Raw genomic sequence first — 22,261 nt, 5'->3', positions numbered from 1 at the left:
ACTACAGTTCCCAGTTGAATTCGACGAACATCACCTGGCCGCGCGCGTCCCAGCGCGACGGGTCGTACGGCATGCCCCAATAAAGCGTTTCCGGGGGCTCCGCATCCAGAATATTGCGGCCGCCGGCGCGCAACTGAATGCCGTTGTCGAAGGTGTAACTCAAGGTCAGATCGACCGAGATATAGGAATCCACGTTCAGGTGCGGCTTGTCCTGGCCCCAGTACTCGCACCTTCCCACGATTTCAAGGCAGGAACCCGTGTTGTTGTTCAGGTAGCTCGGCGTGTAGTAGACAAACAGGTGTCCGGCCCAGCGTTCGCGGTACCAGTCCAGTTGACCGCTTACCCGGTACTCGTCGCTGCCCAGCACGGTGCCCTCCCGGCGTATGGCTTCGCTCTCTGCGGTGATCTGGAAGGTCTCCTCCAGCACCCGCGTATAGGTGAGCCGGGGCGTGAAATCGCCCCATGCCGTCTCGAAGTTGTACGCGAATTCGGTGGTGATGATCTCGCTTATTTTCTTTGCGATGTTGATCGGCCGGGACCGGCGGAACAAGGTCGCATTGCCTTCGGCATCCCGCTCCACCACATCAGGCAGCGCAAAGATGATTTCCGGATAGTCCCTGAACAGTCCACCGACATTCTCGATCTTGTCGGTGAAGTCGATCTTCGACCAGTCCAGCGTCCAGCGGAAACCGGGCAGGGCTGCAGGGGTCCAGTCGAAACTAAACGAAGTGTTTTCGGAGTATTCCGGCCTCGTATCGACTGCATTACGCGCCAAGGTTGAGCGAATGTTGATAGGCGCGGTATTGCCGGACGGCTCATAGGGGTCCACATAGGTCCAGAACGTGTAGTACGAGGGATTGGTAAGGCTGAAAAGGTCTCCCCAAACCGGCGGACGGAACGACTCGGACCAGGATGCCCGCAATGTGAAATCCTCTGTCGGAGCGTACTGGATGCCGAGCCTGGGACTGGTGGCGGAATGCTCTACGTTGATGACATTGGGATCGCCAGGATAGGTCCAGCGCCGGTTCACGCGGTCGTACACCGGATCGACACCCCCGTCGGCGCCTTCCGTCTTGTAGATATCACGCCGCGCCTGCAGGCTTAGGACGAGCGAAGCAATACCCGGGCGGGCGTTGCGCTCGCCCACGATCGGCAGCGCGAGTTCCGCGAAGTACGCGGTTGCCTCACGGGTCGGCCGGGCCACGCCGATGCGCTCGAAGCGGCCCTCCCGGCGCTCGCCCTCGCCGTCGATCAGCGTAACCTCACGGTAAATCGTGTCTTCATTGAACTGCGCTCCCAGCGCGTAACTGATCGGACCCCCCCACAACTGAAGGAGCTGGCCGCGCAGCAGCGGCTCCACGGACCGGGTCTTGGTGACACTGTCGGACGGAAGCGGGTACGCGTCGGTGTTGTAGAGGCTCGCCAGTTCGGGGCTCTGCACGGATCCGTCTCCGAACAGGTTGATCGCCACGCTGGGATCGGAACTGGCCAGCAGTTCCACCATCCGGGCATGAATCGGGTTCGCCGGATTGATCAGTCCCGGACCATTCAGCTTGTACTGGTGCTGATAACGCGTGGACCGGGATCGGGTCGCGTTGAATTCGAAGGTCGTCGTGTCGCCGATATCCCAGATCAATCCGGCGGACAGGGAGCGCTTGCGGTTGCCCGAGGCGGAGAATTCCTCGGGTAGCCCGGACTCGATCTCCTTGATCGGATAGTAGGTCACCAGCACGGTCCTTCCATAAGGATTAAAGGCGTTGCTGGCGGGTACCGGCCATTGGAACATCTGGGTATTCTGATTGCGCGACGATACGTTGTTCGAATACAGGAAATCCGCATACAGACGCAGATCTTCGGTGACGTACTGCTCCAGGTACAGGGTGCCCGACTCGTTGCGCGTGTGTTCGCCGTTCTGTGGCGCAACGATATCGGCGGGCACGATATTCGTCGTGAAGTCATCCACCGTGGCGCCCACGCCGCTGTGCCCCTGGGGAAGCTGGTAGGTTATCCACGGAAAACCGCAAAAAGTGCCCGTGGGATAGGTGACCGTAGTGGGGCACACCACGCCCGGCTGGCCCACCCGGTCGTCGCGGGAATCGAACTCGACGCCGTAGTGGTCGCGATAGTCGTAACTGGTCCAGCCGGTTTTTTCGTTGGTGATGGGCTGGGACGAATCGCGCGACAACACGGCGGTGATCTGGCCGCTGCCCCAGCCGTAGCCGCCCTGGAAGGAGACCTTGCTGGCGTTCGCGTCGGTGGAACTGTATTCGTCGCGGACCTGGAAGGTGGCGCCGGTGTAGTTCTTCTTGGTGATGAAATTCACCACCCCGCCGATGGCGTCGGCGCCGTACACGGCCGACGAACCATCCAGTTGGATGTCCACGCGCTCGATGGCCGAAAGCGGCACGTTGACAAGATTCGCATAGTTGTCCTCGACGCCGGCAACGCCCGCGGTGCGGCGTCCGTTCAGCAGCACCAGCGTGTTGGCCGAACCCAGGGCGCGCAGGTTGACTGTGGAAATGCCCACATTGATCCCGCCGGTCCTGAAATCTTCGGTATCGCCTGCTCCCACGGGAGCGTCATTGTTCTGCGTGGTGGTGCCCGCATAGGCGAACGGCAGGGTCCGGAAAAGTTCCTCGACCGTGGTGACGCCGCGCGCCCGGATGTCTTCGGCGGTGAGAGTGAAAACGCGGACCGTCGGATCACCCATCGTGAGGCGCGAGCCGGTAACCCTCTGCTCTCCCAGTTCGATCGGCGCCTCTTCCTCTTCGGCCGGCGCTTCGTCGGCCGCATCGGGTTCCCGGACCTGCTCCGCCTCCTGAACCACCACCAGGTTCTCGGCCGTGTATTCATGCGTCAGGCCCGCTTCTGTCGTCAGAGCCGCCAGGGCCTCGTCAAACCGATACTCGCCCTGCAAGCCTTCGACTTCGACATCCGCGCCGGCCCCGTCGGCCAGAATGATCTGCACGCCCGAGGACTTTGCAAGCGTGACCAGCGCCGAATCGGCGTTCTGCGGCTTGATGTCGAGCTTCAGAACCTCGTCGGATTGGGCTGAGACCCCCGTCGCCAAAAGTGCCAGCATGGCCACCGACAGAACCGTCGGATTATGTATGCGCAATGAAGTTTTCATGGTCCCACCTCTTGGGATTTGTCTCTGCTCCAGTCCCCCACCGAAGCGCCAATTTCGATCCGGTCGTAGTGCCTGCCGACTTCGATCGGCAGCACCGACTCCAGGCCCTTGAGCGCGGATTCGATCTCCCGAATGCTCACCACCATGGAAACACTCAATTCCATGACGGATGCGTCCTCGATCAGGATTTTCTTCCGCGAATAGCGGTTCAGCTCCCGCACCACCTCGTTCAGGGGCTCGCGGTAAAAACCGAGCATGCCGCCCCGCCAGCCCTCGTAACGTTCCATGGACTCGGGCCGGAATGCCCTCAGCTCATCGAGGCCTATGTCGAACTCGGCGACCCAGCCTTCCTCGAGCAGGTGCTCCGAAGGCGCCGCAATAACTACCGCCTGCCCGCTCGCCGGGAGCGGTGCCGGCGATGCGGGTATTTCTTCAGCCAATTCGTGCAGCGCAATCGTGCCTTCGATCACCGCTACCTGGAAGCGTTCACGCTGCTTCCGGACATTGAATGCCGTCCCGAGCGCGGTGACGGACCCGAAGCCCAGGTCCACCGTAAACGGCCGTTCGGTGTCCGTCACCACCTCGAAAAAGGCCTCGCCGCGCTCCAGCAGGATCCGGCGGGACCGATTGCCGTAGTCCACGAGCAACTGGGCGTTGGTATTCAGCGTGACTACGCTGCCGTCATCGAGTTCGATGGTCTGCTGCTCGCCGATGCGGGTGACGTACTTTTGCAGCAGGCGGTCGTCCGATCCGCCAAGCGGCGAGAAATAAAGCAGCACCGCGCCGCATGCCACCAGAACGCCCGCGGCGAGGCCTGCCGCGAGCTTCAGTTTCGATTTGCGCTCCAGAAGCACCTGGCGGTAATCCGCGGCGATTGCGCGAACCTCGCGATCGTCGGCGAGGTCCTCGATACGTGCGAGAAACTCCAGCGAGCCGTCCAGCTCTTCCCGGTAGCCGGGATCTTTCCGCGCCCGGCTGTCGATCGCCGCCGCTTCGGCTTCCGACAGCTGATCCGACCAGAGGCGGTGCAAGGCATGCTCCGCGCGGCCATTCAAAATCTCCTGAAGATTCTTCAGCACGATCAGTCTCCTTCGCCCTTCATCTTCCGCTGCGTCTTGCGGATCCTGCGCATCGCGCGCACGATGTAGTTATCGACCTGCTTTGCCTGCACCCCCATGTGCACGGCGATCTCCTCGTAACTCATGTTGCGGAAGCGTTGCAGAATGAAGGCCACCCGCCAATTCAGGGGCATGTCCATGATGGCGGCCTTCATGGCTTCCAGCTCCAGTTGCGCCGCGACGATCCGTTCCGGCGTGCGCTCGTCCGCCCGCTCCTGTTCGTTTCCCCGCTGCGCCGCGGCGTAGTCGCTGCGCAACTTCCGCTTGCGGTGACGGTTGACGAGATGGTTGTTGGCCATGGTCAGCAGATAGGACCGATTGCTTCCGGTCGTATCCGACATCTTCTCTTCCAGCCGGGCGACGCCCATCAGCCGCGTGAAGAGTTCCTGCACCACGTCCTCGACCTGGTCCGGAGGAACCGAGCGCCCGCGCAGGAACAGCCGCAATGCCTGGGCATGCTGGTCGAACAACTGCTCCACCAGCCGCCTGCGCCCCGGCCTCGGCTGCGAGGCCAGGTCGACGATGCCGTCATTGCGCGGGTTGAACGAACGGTTCAAGAAAGCTCCCTCCATTAAGAATTAACAACCGAGGCGGCCATTCTCCTTCCCTGACCTTGAAAGGGCCCTGCGAATGGTTTCTATTCCAATGAACATTCTCGTTGGATAGCCAGGAAGCGTCTGGAACCCCATGGAGCCGTAGAAGGCCACCCTCTTTGCAGTCATCTTCGAACCGCCATCATCGATGACATCAAGAACCACAGTCTTCAGGCCGATCTGATCCGCTGCACCGACGCTGCGTGTCAACGCGTCGGCAAGAAGAAACCTGCCGATGCCCTGACCCTGATCGGGCCGGTTGACGGCGATCATCGAAAGATAGATCGCAGGGATGCCGCCATGCAATGGTGCGTTTCTCGTGAGATCAGCGGGCAGCTGATCGCCGAGGAGCGAGTGAGCATTCAGGGCATAGAATCCGACGATCTCTTTTTGTTTTGCCCTGGTTGCAACCCAGACTCGGGTGAAGTCGCCGGCATGGTGCTTCCTTGCCGTGTACTTAAGGTAATTGTCCAGACGGGCAATCCCGCAGGAGAATCCCGCCCGATCATGTTTACCGGGATCCAGCGGCTCAATAAGTAGCAGCGGTTCGCCGGGAAAAGGTTCAGCCGCCATCGGGCATCCGTGCTCGGTGCAGGGCCATAGCCTCGCGTAACGCTTCCGTGGGTTCCGGTGGATTATCAAGTGCGGCAAGTACTGTTTTGCATGCCTCGGCCGATAGCAGCGTGCGCTCCTGATCCGCAATCGTGGCCCTGGCGCGCTCCAGCGCAGCACTGGTTACGAATGTGGTCTCATCAACGCCCAGCAACGCTGCGGCCTTCTGGATTTGAGCCTTGACCGATGGTTTCGTGCGCTGTTCCATACGGGCCGATTTCGGCTCGTCGATTACTGCAGCTGCATCAGAAAAGTTCAGCATAGTCTTGCCCCTGGTGGGAATTCCAGTGTACGGCACATTGCCGTACATAGCAAGAATAATACGTCAGTCCAGTTCGTCGCCGTCGGATGGAGTAAACGTCTGGACGGCGAGGCTGCGTCAGCTCTCTTCCTCCGCAAGCAGGGGGTCGTCGGGGTCGAGCAGCGGGCGGATGCGATCCATGCCGGCGCGGGCGCTTTCCTGCATGTCGGGCGGGGTCTGGACCAGCGGCGAAAGAGCGCGCTGGTAGCTGGAGTACGCGCGCCGGTGCCGTCCCAGCGCCTCGTATGCGCGTCCCAGTTCGTGGCGGACCACGCCGTCCAGCTGCGGGTCGCCGTTGAATCCGGCCGCGAGAAGGACCTTCCACGCCTCCTCGGCTTCGCCGGCGAACAGGTAGCGGTCGCCCAGCATCAATTGCAACTGCTGGCGCAACCCGGGATTGTCGGAACGGGCGATGAACTCCAGGGCCTTCTCCGCAAGCGCCACGATCAGCGCCGAGCGCGCGTCGCGTTCCTCCGAAAAATGAAGACCCAGCGCGGTCCCGCCCAGCCAGTCCGACTTCATGCGCTCCAGCGTCGCGGACAGGCGGTAATCCACCGCCTCCATCTGCTCCTCGACCGAAGCGTTCTCCTCCAGCCCCAGCCCGAACAGCGCCTCGGCCGCCTCGGCCACGTTGCGGTCCTCGGGGTTCTCGCGCAGATAGGCCTGCAGTTTCCCCCGGTCGCCGGCCGCCGCCGCCGAGTAGAACGCAAAGTCCGCCTCGGAGTAGTTGCTGTCGCGCACCGGCTCCAGCGCCAGGTAGCCCTGCGCCGGGTTGATCTCCAGACGATATGCCGTCCACAGACTCAGTCCCGGAACCACCAGCCAGTCGGGGGAAAACCGCGGATCGTCATTGAAGTCCACGGGAAAAAGCGCCGCCATCCCCGACAGGCGGACGCGCTGATCGCCTGCGCCGAAATGAAGGTCCGGCAGGTCGCCGGACGGATGGCCCAGCGCCGTGGCCGTTTCCGCATTGACGTAGCTGTGGTAGCCCGCCGTGTTGAATGCCATCAGCGAAGGCCGTCCGTCGCCGTGGCTGACCGGCGCCAGCACCCGGCCCTCCTCCGTGGTCTGAAGGCCGGTGATGACCGACTGCGCCCAGAGCCGGGCGTCCAAGGCGTTGGCCTCGTCCGCGGGCGCGAAGGACACGCGGCCCTCGTCCAGGTTCATTCCCAGCGCGAAGCGCCGCAGCACCGGACCGCCCAGGATCGCCGCCACGTCGATCTCCTTGAGTTCGCTGGAATAGCGGTTGCCAAGGTACAGCAGCAGATTCGATTCCGGCGATCCACGCGCGGTCGGCCGCACGCCCTCCCTGGGCACCTCCAGCCGCAGTCCCTCCGCCCCCAGGATCTTCAGTGTCTGCTCGTTTTCGCCGAATCGCACCGCCCCGAAAATCTGACCGTAGATGTGCAGCGGCGTGGTGGCCGCGTAATCCAGCACCAGGTGCGTCTCCTTGCGGAACGCCTCGGTGCTCAGGGTCACGGGCACCAGAACGTGATCGCCGATCACCTTGGCTTCGGCGCTGCCGCCGGGTCCCGCTTCCTGCGCCGCCACGACCGACGGCAACAAGGCGCAGACGCAAACCGCCAACGCCAGACTTCGAACAAGAGAGGACTTCACGCGCATTGCTCCGACACCCATGCCTTCTGGAGGCAGGCCATCTTACCCTCGCCGCCGGCGCTCACCTTCCTGCAACGAAGGCGCCCTCTCCCGGACCCCCTCCTCGCGATTCGAGCGCCGGCCGTCGATTCCCTTCGCGGCCGGCGTCGAGGGGACTACATTACGGAGCGATCAGTCGTCGGCTCCAAACTCCCAGTTCAACTCGAGGAACAACACCTGGCCCTTCGCGTCCCAGCGTGACGCATCGTAGGGTTGGGGGAGTTGACTGCTTGAACGGGAAATGGCCAGCGGCGCTTCGCGATCCAGGATGTTGGTGCCGCCGGCGCGAATGCGCAGCCCATTATCCATCTGGTAGGTCACTGTCATATCCACGGTGGTAAGCGATGAAATATCCTGCGAGGCATATTCCCAAACCTCCGTGCAGCGCGTTCCTTCCATGGCCAGATGGTTTGGATTACAGTACAGGAATTGCGGGTCAACGTAGCTAGGCGTGTATTTCATATACACGAACGCACTCCAGGAGTTCCACTCCCACCCCAGCGACGCGCTCCACTGATAAACGTTGGGGCCTCCGAGTTCTCCCACATTGGATATTTCGGGGGAATCCTCAACGATCTTGCGGTAATCATCAAGATAGCGCGAGTAGCCGATCTGCGGCATGAACAGCCCCCAGCGCGTGTCCACCTGATACTCGACTTTCGCGTCGAACATCTCGTTGTAGTCTGCGGAGATGTTTATATTGCGATGGATCACTTGCTGAAGGTTGCCACGTTCGTCGCGCACGGCGATCTCGTCGAGGCCGAGCAGCCACTCGGGGTTGTCGTAGATCCAGAGGGTGCTTCTAGCGATCCGGTCAGTATATTCGGCCTTGCGCCAATCAAGGCTCAGGCGCAGGCCCGGCAATATTTCGGGCGCCCACTCCAGACTTGCCGACCAGTTGTCGAGGTGTTCGGCGTCAATGTCCGGGGTGTAATTCTGCGTCACCTGGGTTACGCCGAGGTCCCGGGTAATCTCGGTGGGGCCATCCGGGTCGTACGGGTCCACAATCCTGCGAAAGGAGTTGCTGGCGAAAACGGACGGCGGAAAGGGCTCCCGAGGGCTGAACTGATCGCGCCAGTTGGGCGCATTGAATGAGCGCTGCCACGACATCCTCCAGGTGACGGTGGGCGTGGGTTTGTAGTAAATACCGATGCGCGGGCTGCTGTCGGTAACCTTGGCGGTATGCACCTGGGATGGATTCAGGATGCGGTTGGGCCAACTCCGCACGGTATGCCTGATTTCTGCGGCGAACGGATCCCAGTAGTAGTATCGAATCATGATCTGGGGCGTTTCCAGCCCATCCGATACGCCTTGCGTTTCGTAGCGGTCGTAGCGCATCTGCAAGGTCAGATTCAGGCTGTCCGCCAGAGGTATGTTCATGTCCGGTCCTATCAGTGGAATGGACAGTTCGGTGAATAAGGCGCCCGTATCGCGGGTGGGACGCTCCTGGCCCACCCAGAACGTGGAACCGAGGAGCCAGTTCAAGGTCTCGTCTATGCCTTCCAGGTCCGTGTTGGTGTTGTCCTGCGAATAATAGATGATGCTCTGCTGGTACTCCGCGCCTATGACATAGACGATGGGCCCGGCGCCCCACAGGTCAAAGGTGTTGCCGCTCACCGAAAGCCTGTACTGGCGGGTTTCGGTAACGCCCTCGTAGGGGAGATCGGCCCCCAGACCGCCATCGGTCAGAAATTCCGCGAACGCCGAACCCTGAGCCGTGCCGTTGCCGAACGGATTCAGCGCCCGCGCCGGGTCCGGACTGGAGAGCGCCGCGTAAAACGCCTCCGCGGTCGAATCCAGGGCGCCGCGGGTGCCTGTGGCGCGGTAGCCGCGCGTGTTGCGCCACGACTTGGTGCGATTGGCTTCCACTTCCAGCACATGGCTATCGGCGATGTTCCAGAAGCCGCCGACAGCAATGGTGCGATTCTCGCTTTCCGACCAGTCGTATTGAACGGGCAACAGGCCGGTTTCGAATTCATGCACGGGCGCATAGCGTACCTGCACCGGTGCGCCGAAGGGATTGTAGGCGTTGCTGGCCGGAACCAGGAGTGCATTGCCGGACATTCGACGGCTGAATTCCTGATAGTTCTCGCTTGTGTTCCATTTCACATCGGCGAACAGCCGCAAGTCGTCCGTCAAGTACTGCTCCATGCTCAGGACCAACCCCATGTTCTCGCGCTCCTGACCGTTTTGCGGCGGGAGTTCGTCCAGTGGCACAGGAGATGGCGTGGCGTAGTTGCCCCGCCAGGTAACGAAATCGTCCGCCGTGGCCCCGGCGCCGCTATGACTGGCGGGCAGTTGGTGGTAGGTGGTCAGAAACGCGCGCTGGACCGGGTCATAGGATCCCGGGCATCGGTAGCTGGGCGGATAGGCGGGATTCCATTGCCTGGGCGGGCCGAGCACGCAAACCACGCCCGGCTGTCCGGATAGGAAGTCCCTGAAGTCGAACTCGGGCCCGAACAGCGGTCGAAAGTCCAGCGTCGTCCAGCCGGTCTTGGCGTTGTTGATCGGTTCGCTGGTGGAGTGGGTAGCAATGGCGGTGATGTTTCCGCTGCCCCATCCGTAACCGGCGGTGATGTTGGCGTTGTCGCTGTCGGCGTCCGTGGAGCTGTAGGAACGCCGATAAGTGGCGGATAAACCCTGGTAATCCTTCTTGGTGATGAAATTCACAACGCCGCCAAGGGCATCCGAGCCGTACACCGCCGACGAGCCGTCCAGTTGCACGTCCACCCGTTCGATCGCCGCCAGCGGCACATCGAGCAGGTTCACGAAGTCGTCCTCAATGCCTCCGGTGCCGGCAAGACGCCGTCCATTCATCAGCACCAGCGTGTTCTCCCAGCCCAATCCGCGCAGGTTCAGGGCCGACACGCCCAGGCCATTACCCGGCAGCACGCTATCGCGGCTGTAACGTGCGTCGTTGGTGTGGATAGAGTTGGCGTTGCTGGTTTGCGAGTTGAGAGAAGCCTGATGCCATGCCATCCTGCGGAAAAAATCCTCAAGGTTGGATACGCCTCGGCGGGCGATGTCTTCAGCGGTAAAGCTGAATACCCTTGCGCTGGGATCGCCGCCGAGCAACCGCGAACCGGTCACCGTCTGCTGACTGAGCTCGAGTGGGTCCTCCCTTTCCTCCACGGACGCGGTCTCGTCGGGCGCTTCCACTTCCTCAAGCTGGCCGGACTCCTGCGGCTGCGCCTGCGCCTGCTGCACGAGCACCACGTTATCCGACGTGTACTCGTACGCCAGGCTGGTGTCCGTCAGCAGCGCGGCCAAGGCGTCGTCGAACTTGTATTCGCCCGTCAGGCCCTCCACCTCGACGTCCGCGCCGGCCTCGTCCGAGACCAGGATCTGAACGCCGGAGGAACCGGCCAGCTCCATCAGCGCCGAACCGGCCTGCTGAGACTTGATGTCCAGAGTCAGGACTTCGGCGTCGTCCGCCGAAGCGCCGGCCGCGCCCAGCGACAGCACCAGCGCCGCCAGCGCCGGATAGGCAAGTGTCCCAAGTGATTTCGTAATGCTCTTCATGGTCCCTACCTCCAGGGATGAGTGCAACGATCAGCCCCCGGCGCCGCGCGCGGGGGGCCTCCCTTCCGAACCGGTGATCACGATCCGGTCGTAGTGTTCCGTGATTTCGATGGCCAGCAATTGCTCCAGGGCGTCGAGTGCAGAATCCAGCTCATTCACGCTCACCGACGCATACACGCTCAATTCCATGACCGCCGCGTCCTCGATCAGGATCTTCTTGCGGGTGTAGCGGTTCAGTTCCTGCACGACCCGGTACAGGGGCTCGCGGTCGAAACGCAGCATTCCATTGCGCCAGCCCAGGTAGCGGTCCATCGACTTGGGCTGGAACGCGGTCAGCTCGTTGCGGCTTACGTGGAATTCCGCCAGCCAACCTGCGTCCACCCGGCGCTGCCCGGGCGCGTCAACCGCCGCGGCCTCGCCGTCGGTTGAAACCGGCAGCGCCCCAGCCGAAGCATCTTCAGTCAAGGCATGAATAGCCACCGCGCCTTCCAGAACCGCCACTTCGTAGCGCTGCGGGTCCCTGCGCACGTTGAACACGGTCCCGATGGCGGTGACCGAACGAACGCCCAGTTCCACGGTGAATGGACGTTGCGGATCTTCGGCGACGTCGAAAAAGGCTTCTCCGCGCTCCAGCAGAATCCTTCGCCCGTTGGCGCCGTAGTCCACCACGAGTTGCGTGGCGGTGTTCAGCGTCACGGCGGAGCCGTCGTCCAGCTCGATGGTCTTCTGCTCGCCGGTCCGGGTGAAGTGACGCTGGAGATGGCTATCGTCCGGACCGCTCCAGGGCGCAAGGTAAATAAGGGTTGCGCCGACCGCTAGCACAATGCCGGCGGCTACAGCGAAACGCGCTCGTCGTTGCGAGCGCTGCAGCCTGCTCAGCTCCGCGCTCTCGTCCGCGATAGCCCGGATCGCGGGATCGTCGGCCAGGTCTTCCATACCTGCGTGCGCATCCAGCGCAGCGAGCAATTCTTCGCGGTATTTGGGATCGTCCTTGGCCCGGCTGCGGATCGCCGCAGCCTCGGCTTCCGACAGTTGAGAGGACCACAGGCGCAACAGCGCCTGCTCCACTCCGCCGTTCAAAATGTCCTGAAGATTCTTCAGCATGCAAGCTCTCCAATGCAATTAACGTGCCAGCACGAAATTTCCCTGAGTCTTCCTTCGAGCGAGGGCGGGACGCCGTGGGGGCGATGCCCCCACTCCCGGAAGGATCATGTTCCGGCGGATTCGATCCTGCGGCGGGCCTTGCGGATTCGCTTCATCGCCTGGGCGATGCAGTTCTCGACCTGCTTGACGGTCATGCCCATGTGCAGGGCGATATCTTCGTAGCTCATGTTGCGGAAACGGTGAAGCACGAAGGCCTGCCGCCAGCTGGGGCGCATCGCCAGGATGACGGCCCGCATGGCTTCCAGCTCCAGTTGCGCCGCAACGATTTCCTCGGGTGTCCGCTCATCAATGTGATCGCCCGGAACTCCCTTCTGCCGGGCGGCATAGTTGCTGCGGATGCTCGCCTTTCGCTGCTGGTCGACAACCATGTTGTTGGCCATGGTCAGGAGGTAGGAGCGGTTGCTGCCGGAGGAGGCGGACATCTTCTCCTCCAGCCGTTTCACTTTCATCAGCCGGACGAACAATTCCTGCACAAGGTCTTCGATCTCGTCCGGCGGAACCAGCCGCCCCTTGAGGAACACCCGAAGCGCATGCGCGTGCTCGCCGAATAGCCGCTCGACCAGACGCCTTCGCTCCGGCCGCCCGTGCGATGCCAGGTCGATGACATTGTCTTGACCGCGCTTGAAAGCGGTGTTGATGGGTCTCCTCCCGATCCCGATCGACTCCCCAAGAATACTCCTTTCTCTGAATTGGCGGGAATTGCGCACAAAGAGGCACGAAATGCGCCTTGACAATTTCGTGACGGCTCGTCAGACTTAGCCCGCATTAGCTAATGCAAGGCCGCCGCCATGAAAGTGAACATGCACGAAGCGAAATCGCAACTCTCGAAACTGGGCAAGCTGGCCTGGGAAGGCGAGGAAATCGTAATCGCCCGAGCGGGGGAGGCCTGGTTGCGTCTGACGCCGTATCGTGAATCCCTGGAGCCACGAAAATCCGGTGGGCTGGAAGGCCGCATCTGGATTTCTCCCGACTTCGACGAGGAAGACGAAGAGCTCACGGAGGCGATAGAGAACTCGAAGGTTTTCCCGGACTCGGATCGATAATGCAGCGCCTGTTGCTGGACACGCATGCATTCATATGGTGGCTGTCGGACGTTCCTCAATTGACCCAACTCGCGCACGACGGAATTGCCGACCCTCGCAATGAAGTCCTCGTCAGCGCGATTTCCGGCTGGGAGATTGCCGTCAAACGCGCGAAGGGCCGGATTACGGCGCCCGACAATCTGGGGACGATGGTTACGGAACGAGGCTTCACGCATCTGCCCTTGTCCTTCCAGCACGCGGAGCAGGCAGGGCGTCTCCCCATGCATCACCGCGACCCGTTCGACCGGTTCCTTATCGCCCAGGCGCAATGCGAAAATTTGATCCTCGTTACGCGGGATGCCCGTATCCGCCGCTATGACGTGCGCACGCTGGCGGCGTGAATACAGGCAAGTCGGAGTTGCGGAAAAGAGCCGGGAGCGAGGCGCCAATACTGAGCCCGGGACAATAGGCCCGCCCGCTGCCGGAGGCCGGCGCACTCGCTCCCGGGATCGCCGGTCCCCCCGCACGGGATCGGAACCGGCGATGAAAGAGGTCTATATCTCCCAGTTCAGGTCGACGAAGAACACCTGCCCGCGCGCGTCCCAGCGGGTCGGATCGTACGGTAGGCCGCCGAACACGTTTGGCGGGGCGGCCCTGTCAAGGATGTTGCGGCCCCCGACCCGGATGCGCAGTCCATTGTCCATGAGGTAGGTGAACGTCAGATCCACCGTGGTCAGCGAGCCCACGTCGATACTCAACCATTCCCAGGGAATCGCGGCGCAACGGCTGTTGGGAACGTTCTGGCGTGCGCTGCTGCAGTAGGCTGCGCGGTCGTTGACGTACGAAGGCGTGTAGTACACGAACACGCTGGCGGCATACTGGTTCCACAGCCAACTCAGCGAGCCTTCCAGTTGGTACTCGTCAGGTCCGTTCATCGTTCCTTCGAATTCAAGCCGGCTATCCTCCGTGGGACCGACTTGTACGCGGTCCGCCAGGACGCGCGTGTAAGCGATTCCCGGCGTGAAGCTGCCGAATCTCGTGTCAATTGTGTATTGCAGGCTGGTGTCGATCAGTTCGCTGTATTTCTCGTTGAGATTGATCGGAAGGAAGAGCATCGACTCGATTTCGCCGTTTGCGTCGCGGGTGACCACTTGCGGATGATTCATGATCAATTCGGGGCGTAGCTGCGCCATGAACGCCACTTCGACACCATCTTCGATGCGGTTGGAGAAGTCGGTCTTGGACCAGTCGACCGTCCATTTCAGCCCGGGAATCGTCAACGCATTCCATTCAAAGCCCACGGAATACGTGTCGGAATACTCGTTCTTCAGGTCCGTGTTGTACACCTGCCGGATGACACTTCCAAAAGGCAGGGAGAATTCAGTCGGGCCATCCGGATGGTACGGATCCACGCCACTGAAGCTGGTCCTGAATCGCGTATCCGGCGAGCAGAAGGAATCCGGAGGCGGATCAATGCAGGTCTGGAACTGATCGGACCACACCGGCGCGCGGAAGGCGCGCGTCCAGCGGGTGCGCATTATTAAACTCTCAACCGGCTGATAACGCAGGCCCACGCTCGGGCTGGTCCGGGTTTGTTTCGTGGTCGTGTAGTTGAAATCGTGCACCACGTCAGCGTAGTGGAAGGCCCACTGGCGCTGTTGATATATCAGCCAACCGTCTTCCGGGTGCCAGTAGGGAACCGGCAGTGGATCCAGGAACTCAAAACTCAGGTAGGCCCCTCGCGTTCCGATGTAGGCGGAGCCCGTAGACTCGTTCTTGTCGTGCCGGGCCTGGAGGCTGAGGATCAGGGAATGTACGCCGGGACGTGAGTTTTCCCGACCGATCAGCGGCAGGGCCAGTTCGGCATAGTAAGCGGAAATCTCGCGGGACGGCCGGTCCACGCCGATTCTCGATCCGCTGTCCTCCATGTTCAGAGAGAGTCGTCCCGACGAAGAGGTGGTAAAGGTCCGGGTCTGGAAGATGATGTTCTCGCGATATTCCGCGCCGGCCGAGTACGCAGCCCGCCCGCCCCACATGTCGAACAGGCTGCCTCGCAGCGTGAGGTTGTACTGACGGGTTTCGCTGTCCCCTGTAATGGGGCCTTGGGTGGTGGTCAGAAACCCATCGAACGAGGCCACCTGGGCCTCGCCGTTACCGAAAAAGTTGAAGGCACGGCTCGGGTCGGAACTCGACAATGCGTCGTAATAGGCGTTGGCCGTTGGATCCCATTGCTCGCGTCGTCCGCGTGCCTGCAGCCGGTATACCTCCCGTTCCGATTTGGTGCGCGTGACGTCCAGACTGAGTTCATGCGAGTCGGCGAATTGCCAGATCGCTCCGAAGTTCAGGTCACGCTTTTCGCTTACCGCTTCCGTGAAATGTGGGGGAAGCTGACCTTCCTGAAACTCCCGAATCGCCGCGTATTGCACCAGCATGGGGCGACCAAAGGGGTTGTAGGCGTTGGTGGACGGTACCGGGATAACGCCCACAATCCGCGGGGCGTGCTCCTGGTATGACTCGCGTTTGGAGTAGGCAAGATCCGCGTACACCCGTAGATCGTCCGTCAAGTATTGTTCGAAATTGACGGTGAACGAGTCCGTTGTCGATTCCTCGCCATTTTGCGGCAAGAGCGAGTCATAGGGGATAGGAGACGGGTCTGTGCGAGCGAAAACGATGAAGTCGTCCACCGTGGCGCCCGCACCGCTGTGGTTTGCGGGAAGCTGATAACGGGGCCCGTTGCGCACGCACCGGTAAAACGTGGGCGCCCACGAAGGGGCCTCGAATTCACACACCACGCCGGGCTGACCGATCGTATAGCTGCGAAGATCGAATTCCGGGCCCAGCCTTGGCCGAAAATCAAGCGTGGTTAGCCCGGTCTTGGCGTTGGTAATCGGATCGGAGGTATCGCGCGAAACGATGGCGGTAACATTGCCGCTGCCCCATGCATACCCGCCCGTAATGCTGGCTGTGTTCTGGTTCGCATCGGTGGAACTGAATTCTTGGCGGTAGTCCAGCGACAGGCCGGAGTAGTTCCTCTTGGTGATGAAGTTCACCACGCCGCCGATGGCGTCGGATCCGTATACCGCCGAAGCGCCGTCCAACTGGATATCCACGCGCTCGATGGCCGAGAGCGGAACGTTAAGAACGTTGGCGAAGTCGTCCTCCTGCCCGGCGCCGGCAATTCGCCGGCCGTTCATCAGCACGAGCGTATTGGCCGAGCCCATGTTCCGCAGGTTGACCGTGGAGATGCCCAGCCCCAACTCGATGTACTCTTCGTCCTGATCGGAGCCATCAAAATGCAGACTGGTGTTGGTCTGCGTGGTGATGGACGGATAGGTCCACGGCAGGGTGCGGAAGAACTCCTCCAGCGTGGACACGCCGCGGGCCGCGATGTCCTCGGCCGTGTAGCTGTATATCCTGGCGGTCGGGTCGCCACCCACCAGGCGGGAGCCGGTCACAACCTGTTTCTCCAGTTCCAGCGGCTCTTCTTCTTCCTCCACAGCGGGCTCTTCGGCAGCCGCATCGGAGTCGGCGTCCTCGCCCTCCTGCGCCTGTTGCACGAGCACGACGTTTTCGGAGGCGAACTCGTATTCGAGGCCGGTGTTGGTCAACATGGCGGCCAGGGCTTCCTCAAACCGGTATTCGCCCTTCAAGCCGTCGACTTCAACCTCTTGTCCGTCTCCCTCGGTAAGCATGATCTGCACGCCCGAGGATCTGGCCAGGCTTACCAGCGCCGGGCCGGCCTTTTGCGGCTCGATATCCAGCGTCAGCGTTTCCTCGGACTGAGCCGACGTGGCTGCTCCCGCGAGCGCCAGCACAACAGTGGCCACTGCCGGCAGCGCCGTCGTCTTGATGTTTCCCAAAGTTCTGTTCATGGTCCCCACCTTTGGATCGTCTTGTTGATTTACCGGCCTTCCGAGCCGGTAATCACGATCCGGTCGTAGTGCCGCCTGACTTCGATCGGCAGCAGCTTCTCCAGGCCGTCGAGCGCGGAATCGATCTCATACACGCTCAGGGCCGTATAGACGGTCAGGTCCATGACCGCGGAATCTTCAATCAGGATTTTTCTGCGCGAGTAGCGGTTCAACTCCTGGACCACCTGGAACAGCGGCTCCCGGTAGAAGCTCAGCATTCCGCTGCGCCAACCCTCGTACCGTTCCATGGTCTCCGGCCGAAACGCCCTGATCTCATTCCGGCTTACATCGAACTCGGCCACCCAGCCTTCCTCCAGGAGGTGCCCGGAGCGCGCGGGTATGACCACCGCCTCGCCATCCGCGGAGATGGGCGGAGGCGAAGCGCGCGCGGCATCCGCCAACTCATGCAGGGAAACCGCGCCCTCGATCACGGCCACCTGGTACTGCTGCGGATGCTTGCGGATATTGAACGCCGTGCCGATCGCGGTGACGGAGCGGACTCCGAGTTCCACCGTAAAAGGACGGCCGGGGTCGCGCTCGACTTCGAAATAGGCTTCGCCACGCTCCAGGAGAATTCTCCGTTCCCGCTCGTTGTAGTCCACCACCAACTGACCGCCGGTATTCAGCGTCACAACGCTTCCGTCGTTCAGTTCTATGGTCTGCTGTTCCCCGACGCGGGTGAAGTACTTCTCGAGGTGGCTGTCGTCCGGCGCGCTCCAAAGCGCGAAATAAAGCACGGCGGCGCCAATTGCCACGATCACGCCGGCGGCCACTCCCAGGGCCGCACTGCGTTTCGCCCTGCGCTCCTGGATCAGGCGCCGGTATTCCAGGACCATCTCCCCGATCTCGTCATCGTCCGCCAATCCCTCCATTGAAGCGAGCACCTCAAGAGAACCGTCGAACGCTTCCCGGTACTTCGGATCGCTTCGCACACGGTTGCGAATCGCGGCCGCATTGGCCTCCGACAACCGTTCGGACCAAAGGTGCAGCAACGCGTGCTCCACGTCGCCGCGCAAAATCTCCTGGAGGCTCTTCAGCACGATCTTTCTCCCGCGGCCCTGATCTTCCGCCTGGCTTTGCGGACGCGCCGCATGGCCCGCACGATGTAGTTCTCGACCTGCTTCTCCGTCACCCCCATGTGCAGCGCAATTTCCGCATAGCTCATGTTGCGATAGCGCTGCAGTACAAGCGCCACTCTCCAATTCAGGCGCATGTTCCTGATGACGGCCTTGATGGCCTCCAGTTCCAATTGCGCCGCGACGATCCTCTCGGGCGTGTGCTCATCCATCTGTTCGCTTTCGATTGCCCGCTGCGCCGCCGCGTAGTTGCTGCGCACTCGCAACCTGCGCTGCCGGTCCACGATGAGGTTGTTGGCCATCGTCAGGAGATAGGAACGATTGCTTCCGGTTGCGTCGGACATCTTTTCTTCCAGTTGCTCGACTTCCATCAGCCGCGCGAAGAGTTCCTGCAAGAGGTCCTCGACCCGGTCCTGCGGAACCGCCCGCCCCAGCAGGAACAGGCGCAGGGCCCGGGCATGCCGGTCGAACAGATTCTTGACCAGCCGCCTTCGACCCGGCCTGTCGCGTGAAGCCAGGTTGACGATGTTGTCGCTGCGACCGCCCGGCAAAGTGCTTATGGAACACCTCCCTATAAGAATCAACGGCCAGGCTTGCCTGTTACCCCGCGCTGGCACTGCCGTCGCTTCCGGCAAAGCATAAAATTCACTGCGGCCCGGCAATGAAGAAAGCTCTTAGCATCCTACTTGACCAAGCCCTGCTTTCGGTTGCCGGGGACCACGCCGACAGCCTTCGATACGCCGGACTGGAGCAGGCCCGGGACGCGCGCAATGGGCACTATGCCTCCAGCGCCGCGATGCAGCTTGCCGGCAGGCTCAAGCGGCCGGCCGCCGATATTGCCGAAGAGATTGCTGCCGGGCTTTCGCGGCATTCGCTGATCGGGCGCGTCGAGACCGCCGGGCCCGGGTTCATCAACATATGGCTGGACCCCGGCGCGCTGCAGTCCGAACTCGTCCGCATCGTTGCGGACGGCGATGCCTATGGGTCCTGCGATCTCGGCGCGGGCCGGAAGGTGCTGGTGGAGTTCGTGTCCGCCAATCCCACCGGGCCCCTGCATGTGGGGCACGGCCGCCACGCGGCGATCGGCGACTGCCTGGCGCGCCTCCTTGAGGCGACCGGTCACGAAGTCTGGCGCGAGTACTACGTCAACGATGCCGGGCGGCAACTGGCCGTGCTGGGCCTTTCGGTATGGCTGCGGATGGTGCAACAGGCCGGTGGCGAAGAAACTTTCCCTTCGGGCGCCTATCGTGGCGAGTACGTTGCCGAACTCTCCTCCCGCATGACCCGCGAACTGCCCGAGGCCGCCGAAGCCGCCAGACGCAGCGCGAGCGGCGATTCGGCCGGGCAGCAGGGGGAACCGGCGAACGGCAAGGACGCGGACGCATACGTGGACGCGCTCATTGTCGCCGCGCGCGAGACGCTGGGCGACGAACTGTTTGCCGATATCGGGCGCCTGGCCGGCGAATGGGTGCTGGACGATATTCGCGACGATCTTGAGCAGTTCGGCGTGCGATTCGATCACTGGCAGTCCGAGCGCGAAATGGTGACGGGCGGAGAAATCGACGCCTGCCTGGAAAAACTCGCCGGCGTCACCTACCGGAGCGACGGCGCCCTGTGGTTTCCCGCGGAGAAATACGGCGACGAGAAGGACCGCGTGGTGGTTCGGGCCGATGGCCGCAGCACCTATTTCGCGTCCGACATCGCCTATCATTACGGCAAGCGCAAGCGTGGCGCGGACGTGCTGCTCGACGTGCTCGGCGCGGACCATCACGGCTATGTCGGCCGCGTGCGGGCCGGCCTTGAGGCGCTGGGCGAACCGCCCTCGAGCCTGGAGGTCCGGCTGGTGCAGTTCGTGGCCCTCTACCGCGGCGGTGAACGGGTGGCGATGTCCACCCGCGGCGGCGAGTTCGAGACCCTGCGGAACCTGCGCGAGGAAGCCGGCGTGGACGCGGCGCGTTTCTTCTACGTATCCCGGGCAGGAGAACAGCATCTTGATTTCGACCTCGATCTGGCCAGGAAGCAGTCCAACGACAATCCGGTTTACTACGTTCAATACGCCCACGCGCGCGTTGCCAGCCTGTTCGAAAAGATGCGCGCGCGGGGGATCGGCTTCAGCCCGGATCAGGGCGAGGAACACGCCGGCCTGCTTGAGCACCCGCGGGAGATCGACCTGATGCTGGCGCTGGCGCGGCTGCCCGAAACCGTGGAGCAGGCAGCCGTGCAGCGGGCCCCGCAGGTGCTGGCGCATTACCTGGTCGGCGTAGCGCAGGCATTCCACGGCTGGTACAACCACTGCAAGGTTCTGGACGCCGAACCCGGCCTGCGCCGTGCGCGGCTGCTGCTGGCGCAGGCCAGCGGCCAGGTCCTGCGCAACGGACTGGGATTGCTGGGCGTATCCGCCCCGAGGAGCATGTAGGCATGGCAAAACGAAAGAAATCCGGCGGCTGGCGCGGGGGCCAATTCGTGACGGGCGTCGTGCTGGGCCTGGTGCTGGGCCTTTGGGGCTACCCAATGCTCACGGAATGGTGGGCGCAGCCTTCGTCGGGCACGCCGGCAGACAATCCGTCGTCGTCCCCAACCTTCGATTTCTACACCATGCTCGAACGCGGCGAGGAGGTCGTGGAGGAAACCCTGGCCTTCAGGCCCGAGCCGGCCGGAGAACCCGCGGCTGCCGAGCCCGACACCGGGGCGCCCGCGTCCGAGTCCGTCCCGGAAACCGTGGCCTCGACCGCCACCGAGCCTGCCGCATCACAGGTTCCGGATACCGAGCCGCCAACCCCGGCGCCCAGTCCGGTGGATACGCCGGGCATGTACGTCCTGCAGATGGGCGCGTTCGTCCGCGAGACCGAGGCCGAGTCGCTGAAGGCCAGGCTGGCGCTGGTGGGCATGACGGCGCGCATTCAGCCGGTGATGGTGGACCGGCAGACCTATTACCGCGTCCGGATCGGTCCCACCGACGATCTCGCGCAGCTGAACACGGACCGCGCCCGGCTGCAGCAGCATCGATTCGACTTCTACTTGCTCAAGCTGAGCCAATAGAGTTGATTTCCGCCTCACGGGTCCGCGCCTGCGGCGAGGCCATTCGACAAGGCTTCCCCTGGCGCGCCCTCGCCGATACGCCCACGCCGGTGGACCGCCATGACTCGCTCGCCGATGAACTCGGCGCCCGCTCCGCCTGGATCAAGCGCGACGACATCAGCGGCGCGAAATACGGCGGCAACAAGCTGAGAAAGCTCGAGTTCCTGCTGGCCGACGCGCTGGAGGGCGGTTATCGGGGCGTATTGACCTACGGCGCCGTGGGATCCAACCACGTTCTGTCCACCGCGCACGCTGCCCGCGGTCTCGGCCTCGAGTGCTGCGGAATCGTCCGTCCCCAGCCGCCCACGCCCTACGTCGAGGAAACGCTTCGCTGCCACCTCCTGCTGGGTACCCGGCTGATCGCGGCGGCCGACCGGGAGGCAACCGCGCGCGAGCGCGAGCGATTGCTGGCCGAAGAGGGCGCCTGGTACGAGGTGCCGCTGGGGGGGTCCTCGGTGCTGGGTTGTCTGGGCTACGTCTGCGGCGCGCTCGAACTGGCCGGGCAGGTCAAGGCCGGGGAATGTCCGGCGCCGGACCTGATATACCTGCCCTGCGGGTCTTCCGGGAGCACGCTGGGGCTCGACCTGGGACTTGCGCTGGCCGGACTGTCCACGCGCATAGTGGCGGCCCGCGTCGTGTCCGACAACATGATGTCGATGAGCAGGATCCGGTCGCTGGCGGGGCAATTGAGACAGCTGCTGGACGGCATCTGCCCCTTGCCCGAAGACGAGCCCCTGAGCCGCGTGGAGTTTCGCACCGAGTTCCTGGGTTCGGGCTATGCGCTGCCCACCGACGAGGCGCTGGCGGCGATCGAATTCATGAAACGGGAAACGAACACGCATTTGGAATACACCTACTCCGGGAAGGGCGCGGCGGCCATGCTGAGCGACGGGCGCAATGGACGCCACAAGGACCGCAACCTGCTGTTCTGGAACACCTACAACTCGCGGCCGGCGCCCGCCGGCTTGCCGACCCTGAATCGCGAAGCGTTGCCCGAGGTCATCCGGGCGAGCCTGCCGCCAACCTAGCCGGCTTTTTGCAGCCGTCCGCGCCGTGAGCGACTCGCTGCCGCCGGAAT

At 62.7% G+C, this 22,261-nt stretch carries 17 protein-coding genes; 5 read left to right on the top strand and 12 right to left on the bottom strand.

Going from position 1 to position 22,261, the window contains the following annotated elements; all coding sequences use genetic code 11:
• Position 1: 1 nt before the first annotated feature.
• The 9 genes from F4Y72_08950 to F4Y72_08910 form a co-directional block, all read right to left on the bottom strand.
• Entirely contained in the window at positions 2-3,130 is a 3,129-nt protein-coding gene (locus F4Y72_08950) for a TonB-dependent receptor (protein ID MXZ28417.1), read from the bottom strand.
• Positions 3,127-4,215, bottom strand: a complete 1,089-nt coding sequence (locus F4Y72_08945; protein MXZ28416.1) for a hypothetical protein — start codon at positions 4,213-4,215, stop codon at positions 3,127-3,129. Before F4Y72_08945 ends, F4Y72_08950 begins: the two co-directional genes overlap by 4 nt.
• The gene (locus tag F4Y72_08940) at positions 4,212-4,820 is read right to left on the bottom strand and encodes a sigma-70 family RNA polymerase sigma factor (protein MXZ28415.1); all 609 of its coding nucleotides are present in this window, start codon (positions 4,818-4,820) and stop codon (positions 4,212-4,214) included. Before F4Y72_08940 ends, F4Y72_08945 begins: the two co-directional genes overlap by 4 nt.
• 6 nt (positions 4,821-4,826) lie before the next feature.
• Positions 4,827-5,414: a GNAT family N-acetyltransferase gene (locus F4Y72_08935; GenBank protein ID MXZ28414.1), complete on the bottom strand. Its 588-nt coding sequence runs from the start codon at positions 5,412-5,414 to the stop codon at positions 4,827-4,829.
• Positions 5,404-5,715 carry a DUF1778 domain-containing protein gene (locus tag F4Y72_08930; GenBank protein ID MXZ28413.1) on the bottom strand — a complete coding sequence of 104 codons (312 nt, stop codon included), beginning with the start codon at positions 5,713-5,715 and terminating at the stop codon, positions 5,404-5,406. Before F4Y72_08930 ends, F4Y72_08935 begins: the two co-directional genes overlap by 11 nt.
• 117 nt (positions 5,716-5,832) lie before the next feature.
• On the bottom strand, positions 5,833-7,371 hold the full coding sequence (locus tag F4Y72_08925; protein ID MXZ28412.1) for a hypothetical protein: 1,539 nt from the start codon (positions 7,369-7,371) through the stop codon (positions 5,833-5,835).
• A 171-nt stretch (positions 7,372-7,542) separates the two neighbouring features.
• Positions 7,543-10,932, bottom strand: coding sequence for a TonB-dependent receptor plug domain-containing protein (locus F4Y72_08920; protein ID MXZ28411.1), 3,390 nt, complete (start codon positions 10,930-10,932; stop codon positions 7,543-7,545).
• Positions 10,933-10,962: 30 nt separating this feature from the next.
• Positions 10,963-12,036 carry a DUF4974 domain-containing protein gene (locus F4Y72_08915; GenBank protein MXZ28410.1) on the bottom strand — a complete coding sequence of 358 codons (1,074 nt, stop codon included), beginning with the start codon at positions 12,034-12,036 and terminating at the stop codon, positions 10,963-10,965.
• A gap of 104 nt (positions 12,037-12,140) precedes the next feature.
• Entirely contained in the window at positions 12,141-12,830 is a 690-nt protein-coding gene (locus tag F4Y72_08910) for a sigma-70 family RNA polymerase sigma factor (GenBank protein ID MXZ28409.1), read from the bottom strand.
• Positions 12,831-12,884: 54 nt separating this feature from the next.
• Between F4Y72_08910 and F4Y72_08905 the strand changes: the two genes are divergently transcribed.
• Both F4Y72_08905 and F4Y72_08900 read left to right on the top strand, forming a co-directional pair.
• Positions 12,885-13,139, top strand: a complete 255-nt coding sequence (locus F4Y72_08905; protein MXZ28408.1) for a type II toxin-antitoxin system prevent-host-death family antitoxin — start codon at positions 12,885-12,887, stop codon at positions 13,137-13,139.
• Positions 13,139-13,519 (top strand): type II toxin-antitoxin system VapC family toxin, encoded by a 381-nt coding sequence (locus tag F4Y72_08900; protein MXZ28407.1) that lies wholly within the window; start codon positions 13,139-13,141, stop codon positions 13,517-13,519. Before F4Y72_08905 ends, F4Y72_08900 begins: the two co-directional genes overlap by 1 nt.
• Before the next feature lie 153 nt (positions 13,520-13,672).
• Here F4Y72_08900 and F4Y72_08895 read toward each other — a convergent pair whose 3' ends face one another.
• The 3 genes from F4Y72_08895 to F4Y72_08885 are packed head-to-tail and all read right to left on the bottom strand — an operon-like array spanning position 13,673 to position 18,767.
• Positions 13,673-16,990: a TonB-dependent receptor plug domain-containing protein gene (locus F4Y72_08895; GenBank protein MXZ28406.1), complete on the bottom strand. Its 3,318-nt coding sequence runs from the start codon at positions 16,988-16,990 to the stop codon at positions 13,673-13,675.
• Between the two features lie 29 nt (positions 16,991-17,019).
• Positions 17,020-18,069 (bottom strand): DUF4974 domain-containing protein, encoded by a 1,050-nt coding sequence (locus tag F4Y72_08890; protein ID MXZ28405.1) that lies wholly within the window; start codon positions 18,067-18,069, stop codon positions 17,020-17,022.
• Complete coding sequence (locus F4Y72_08885) at positions 18,063-18,767, bottom strand: sigma-70 family RNA polymerase sigma factor (GenBank protein MXZ28404.1); 705 nt, start codon at positions 18,765-18,767, stop codon at positions 18,063-18,065. Before F4Y72_08885 ends, F4Y72_08890 begins: the two co-directional genes overlap by 7 nt.
• Between F4Y72_08885 and F4Y72_08880 the strand changes: the two genes are divergently transcribed.
• Genes F4Y72_08880 through F4Y72_08870 form a run of 3 tightly spaced genes read left to right on the top strand, consistent with a single transcriptional unit; the run spans position 18,767 to position 22,211 of the window.
• Positions 18,767-20,521, top strand: coding sequence for an arginine--tRNA ligase (locus F4Y72_08880; protein ID MXZ28403.1), 1,755 nt, complete (start codon positions 18,767-18,769; stop codon positions 20,519-20,521). The two genes, F4Y72_08885 and F4Y72_08880, sit on opposite strands and share 1 nt — an antisense overlap.
• 2 nt (positions 20,522-20,523) lie before the next feature.
• On the top strand, positions 20,524-21,144 hold the full coding sequence (locus F4Y72_08875; protein MXZ28402.1) for a hypothetical protein: 621 nt from the start codon (positions 20,524-20,526) through the stop codon (positions 21,142-21,144).
• Positions 21,111-22,211 carry a pyridoxal-phosphate dependent enzyme gene (locus tag F4Y72_08870; protein ID MXZ28401.1) on the top strand — a complete coding sequence of 367 codons (1,101 nt, stop codon included), beginning with the start codon at positions 21,111-21,113 and terminating at the stop codon, positions 22,209-22,211. The genes F4Y72_08875 and F4Y72_08870 overlap by 34 nt, the downstream gene beginning before the upstream one ends.
• Positions 22,212-22,261: the final 50 nt, after the last annotated feature.

The organism is Gammaproteobacteria bacterium (assembly GCA_009838035.1).
GTDB lineage: Bacteria > Pseudomonadota > Gammaproteobacteria > Steroidobacterales > Foliamicaceae > Foliamicus.
This window is presented reverse-complemented; position numbering and strand designations above follow the sequence as displayed.

Coding starts and splice junctions, on each gene's coding strand:
- F4Y72_08895 (MXZ28406.1), bottom strand. CDS start 16,990: ATGAACAGAACTTTGGGAAACATCAAGACGACGGCGCTGCCGGCAGTG.
- F4Y72_08875 (MXZ28402.1), top strand. CDS start 20,524: ATGGCAAAACGAAAGAAATCCGGCGGCTGGCGCGGGGGCCAATTCGTG.
- F4Y72_08880 (MXZ28403.1), top strand. CDS start 18,767: ATGAAGAAAGCTCTTAGCATCCTACTTGACCAAGCCCTGCTTTCGGTT.
- F4Y72_08930 (MXZ28413.1), bottom strand. CDS start 5,715: ATGCTGAACTTTTCTGATGCAGCTGCAGTAATCGACGAGCCGAAATCG.
- F4Y72_08920 (MXZ28411.1), bottom strand. CDS start 10,932: ATGAAGAGCATTACGAAATCACTTGGGACACTTGCCTATCCGGCGCTG.
- F4Y72_08940 (MXZ28415.1), bottom strand. CDS start 4,820: ATGGAGGGAGCTTTCTTGAACCGTTCGTTCAACCCGCGCAATGACGGC.
- F4Y72_08900 (MXZ28407.1), top strand. CDS start 13,139: ATGCAGCGCCTGTTGCTGGACACGCATGCATTCATATGGTGGCTGTCG.
- F4Y72_08950 (MXZ28417.1), bottom strand. CDS start 3,130: ATGAAAACTTCATTGCGCATACATAATCCGACGGTTCTGTCGGTGGCC.
- F4Y72_08935 (MXZ28414.1), bottom strand. CDS start 5,414: ATGGCGGCTGAACCTTTTCCCGGCGAACCGCTGCTACTTATTGAGCCG.
- F4Y72_08915 (MXZ28410.1), bottom strand. CDS start 12,036: ATGCTGAAGAATCTTCAGGACATTTTGAACGGCGGAGTGGAGCAGGCG.
- F4Y72_08905 (MXZ28408.1), top strand. CDS start 12,885: ATGAAAGTGAACATGCACGAAGCGAAATCGCAACTCTCGAAACTGGGC.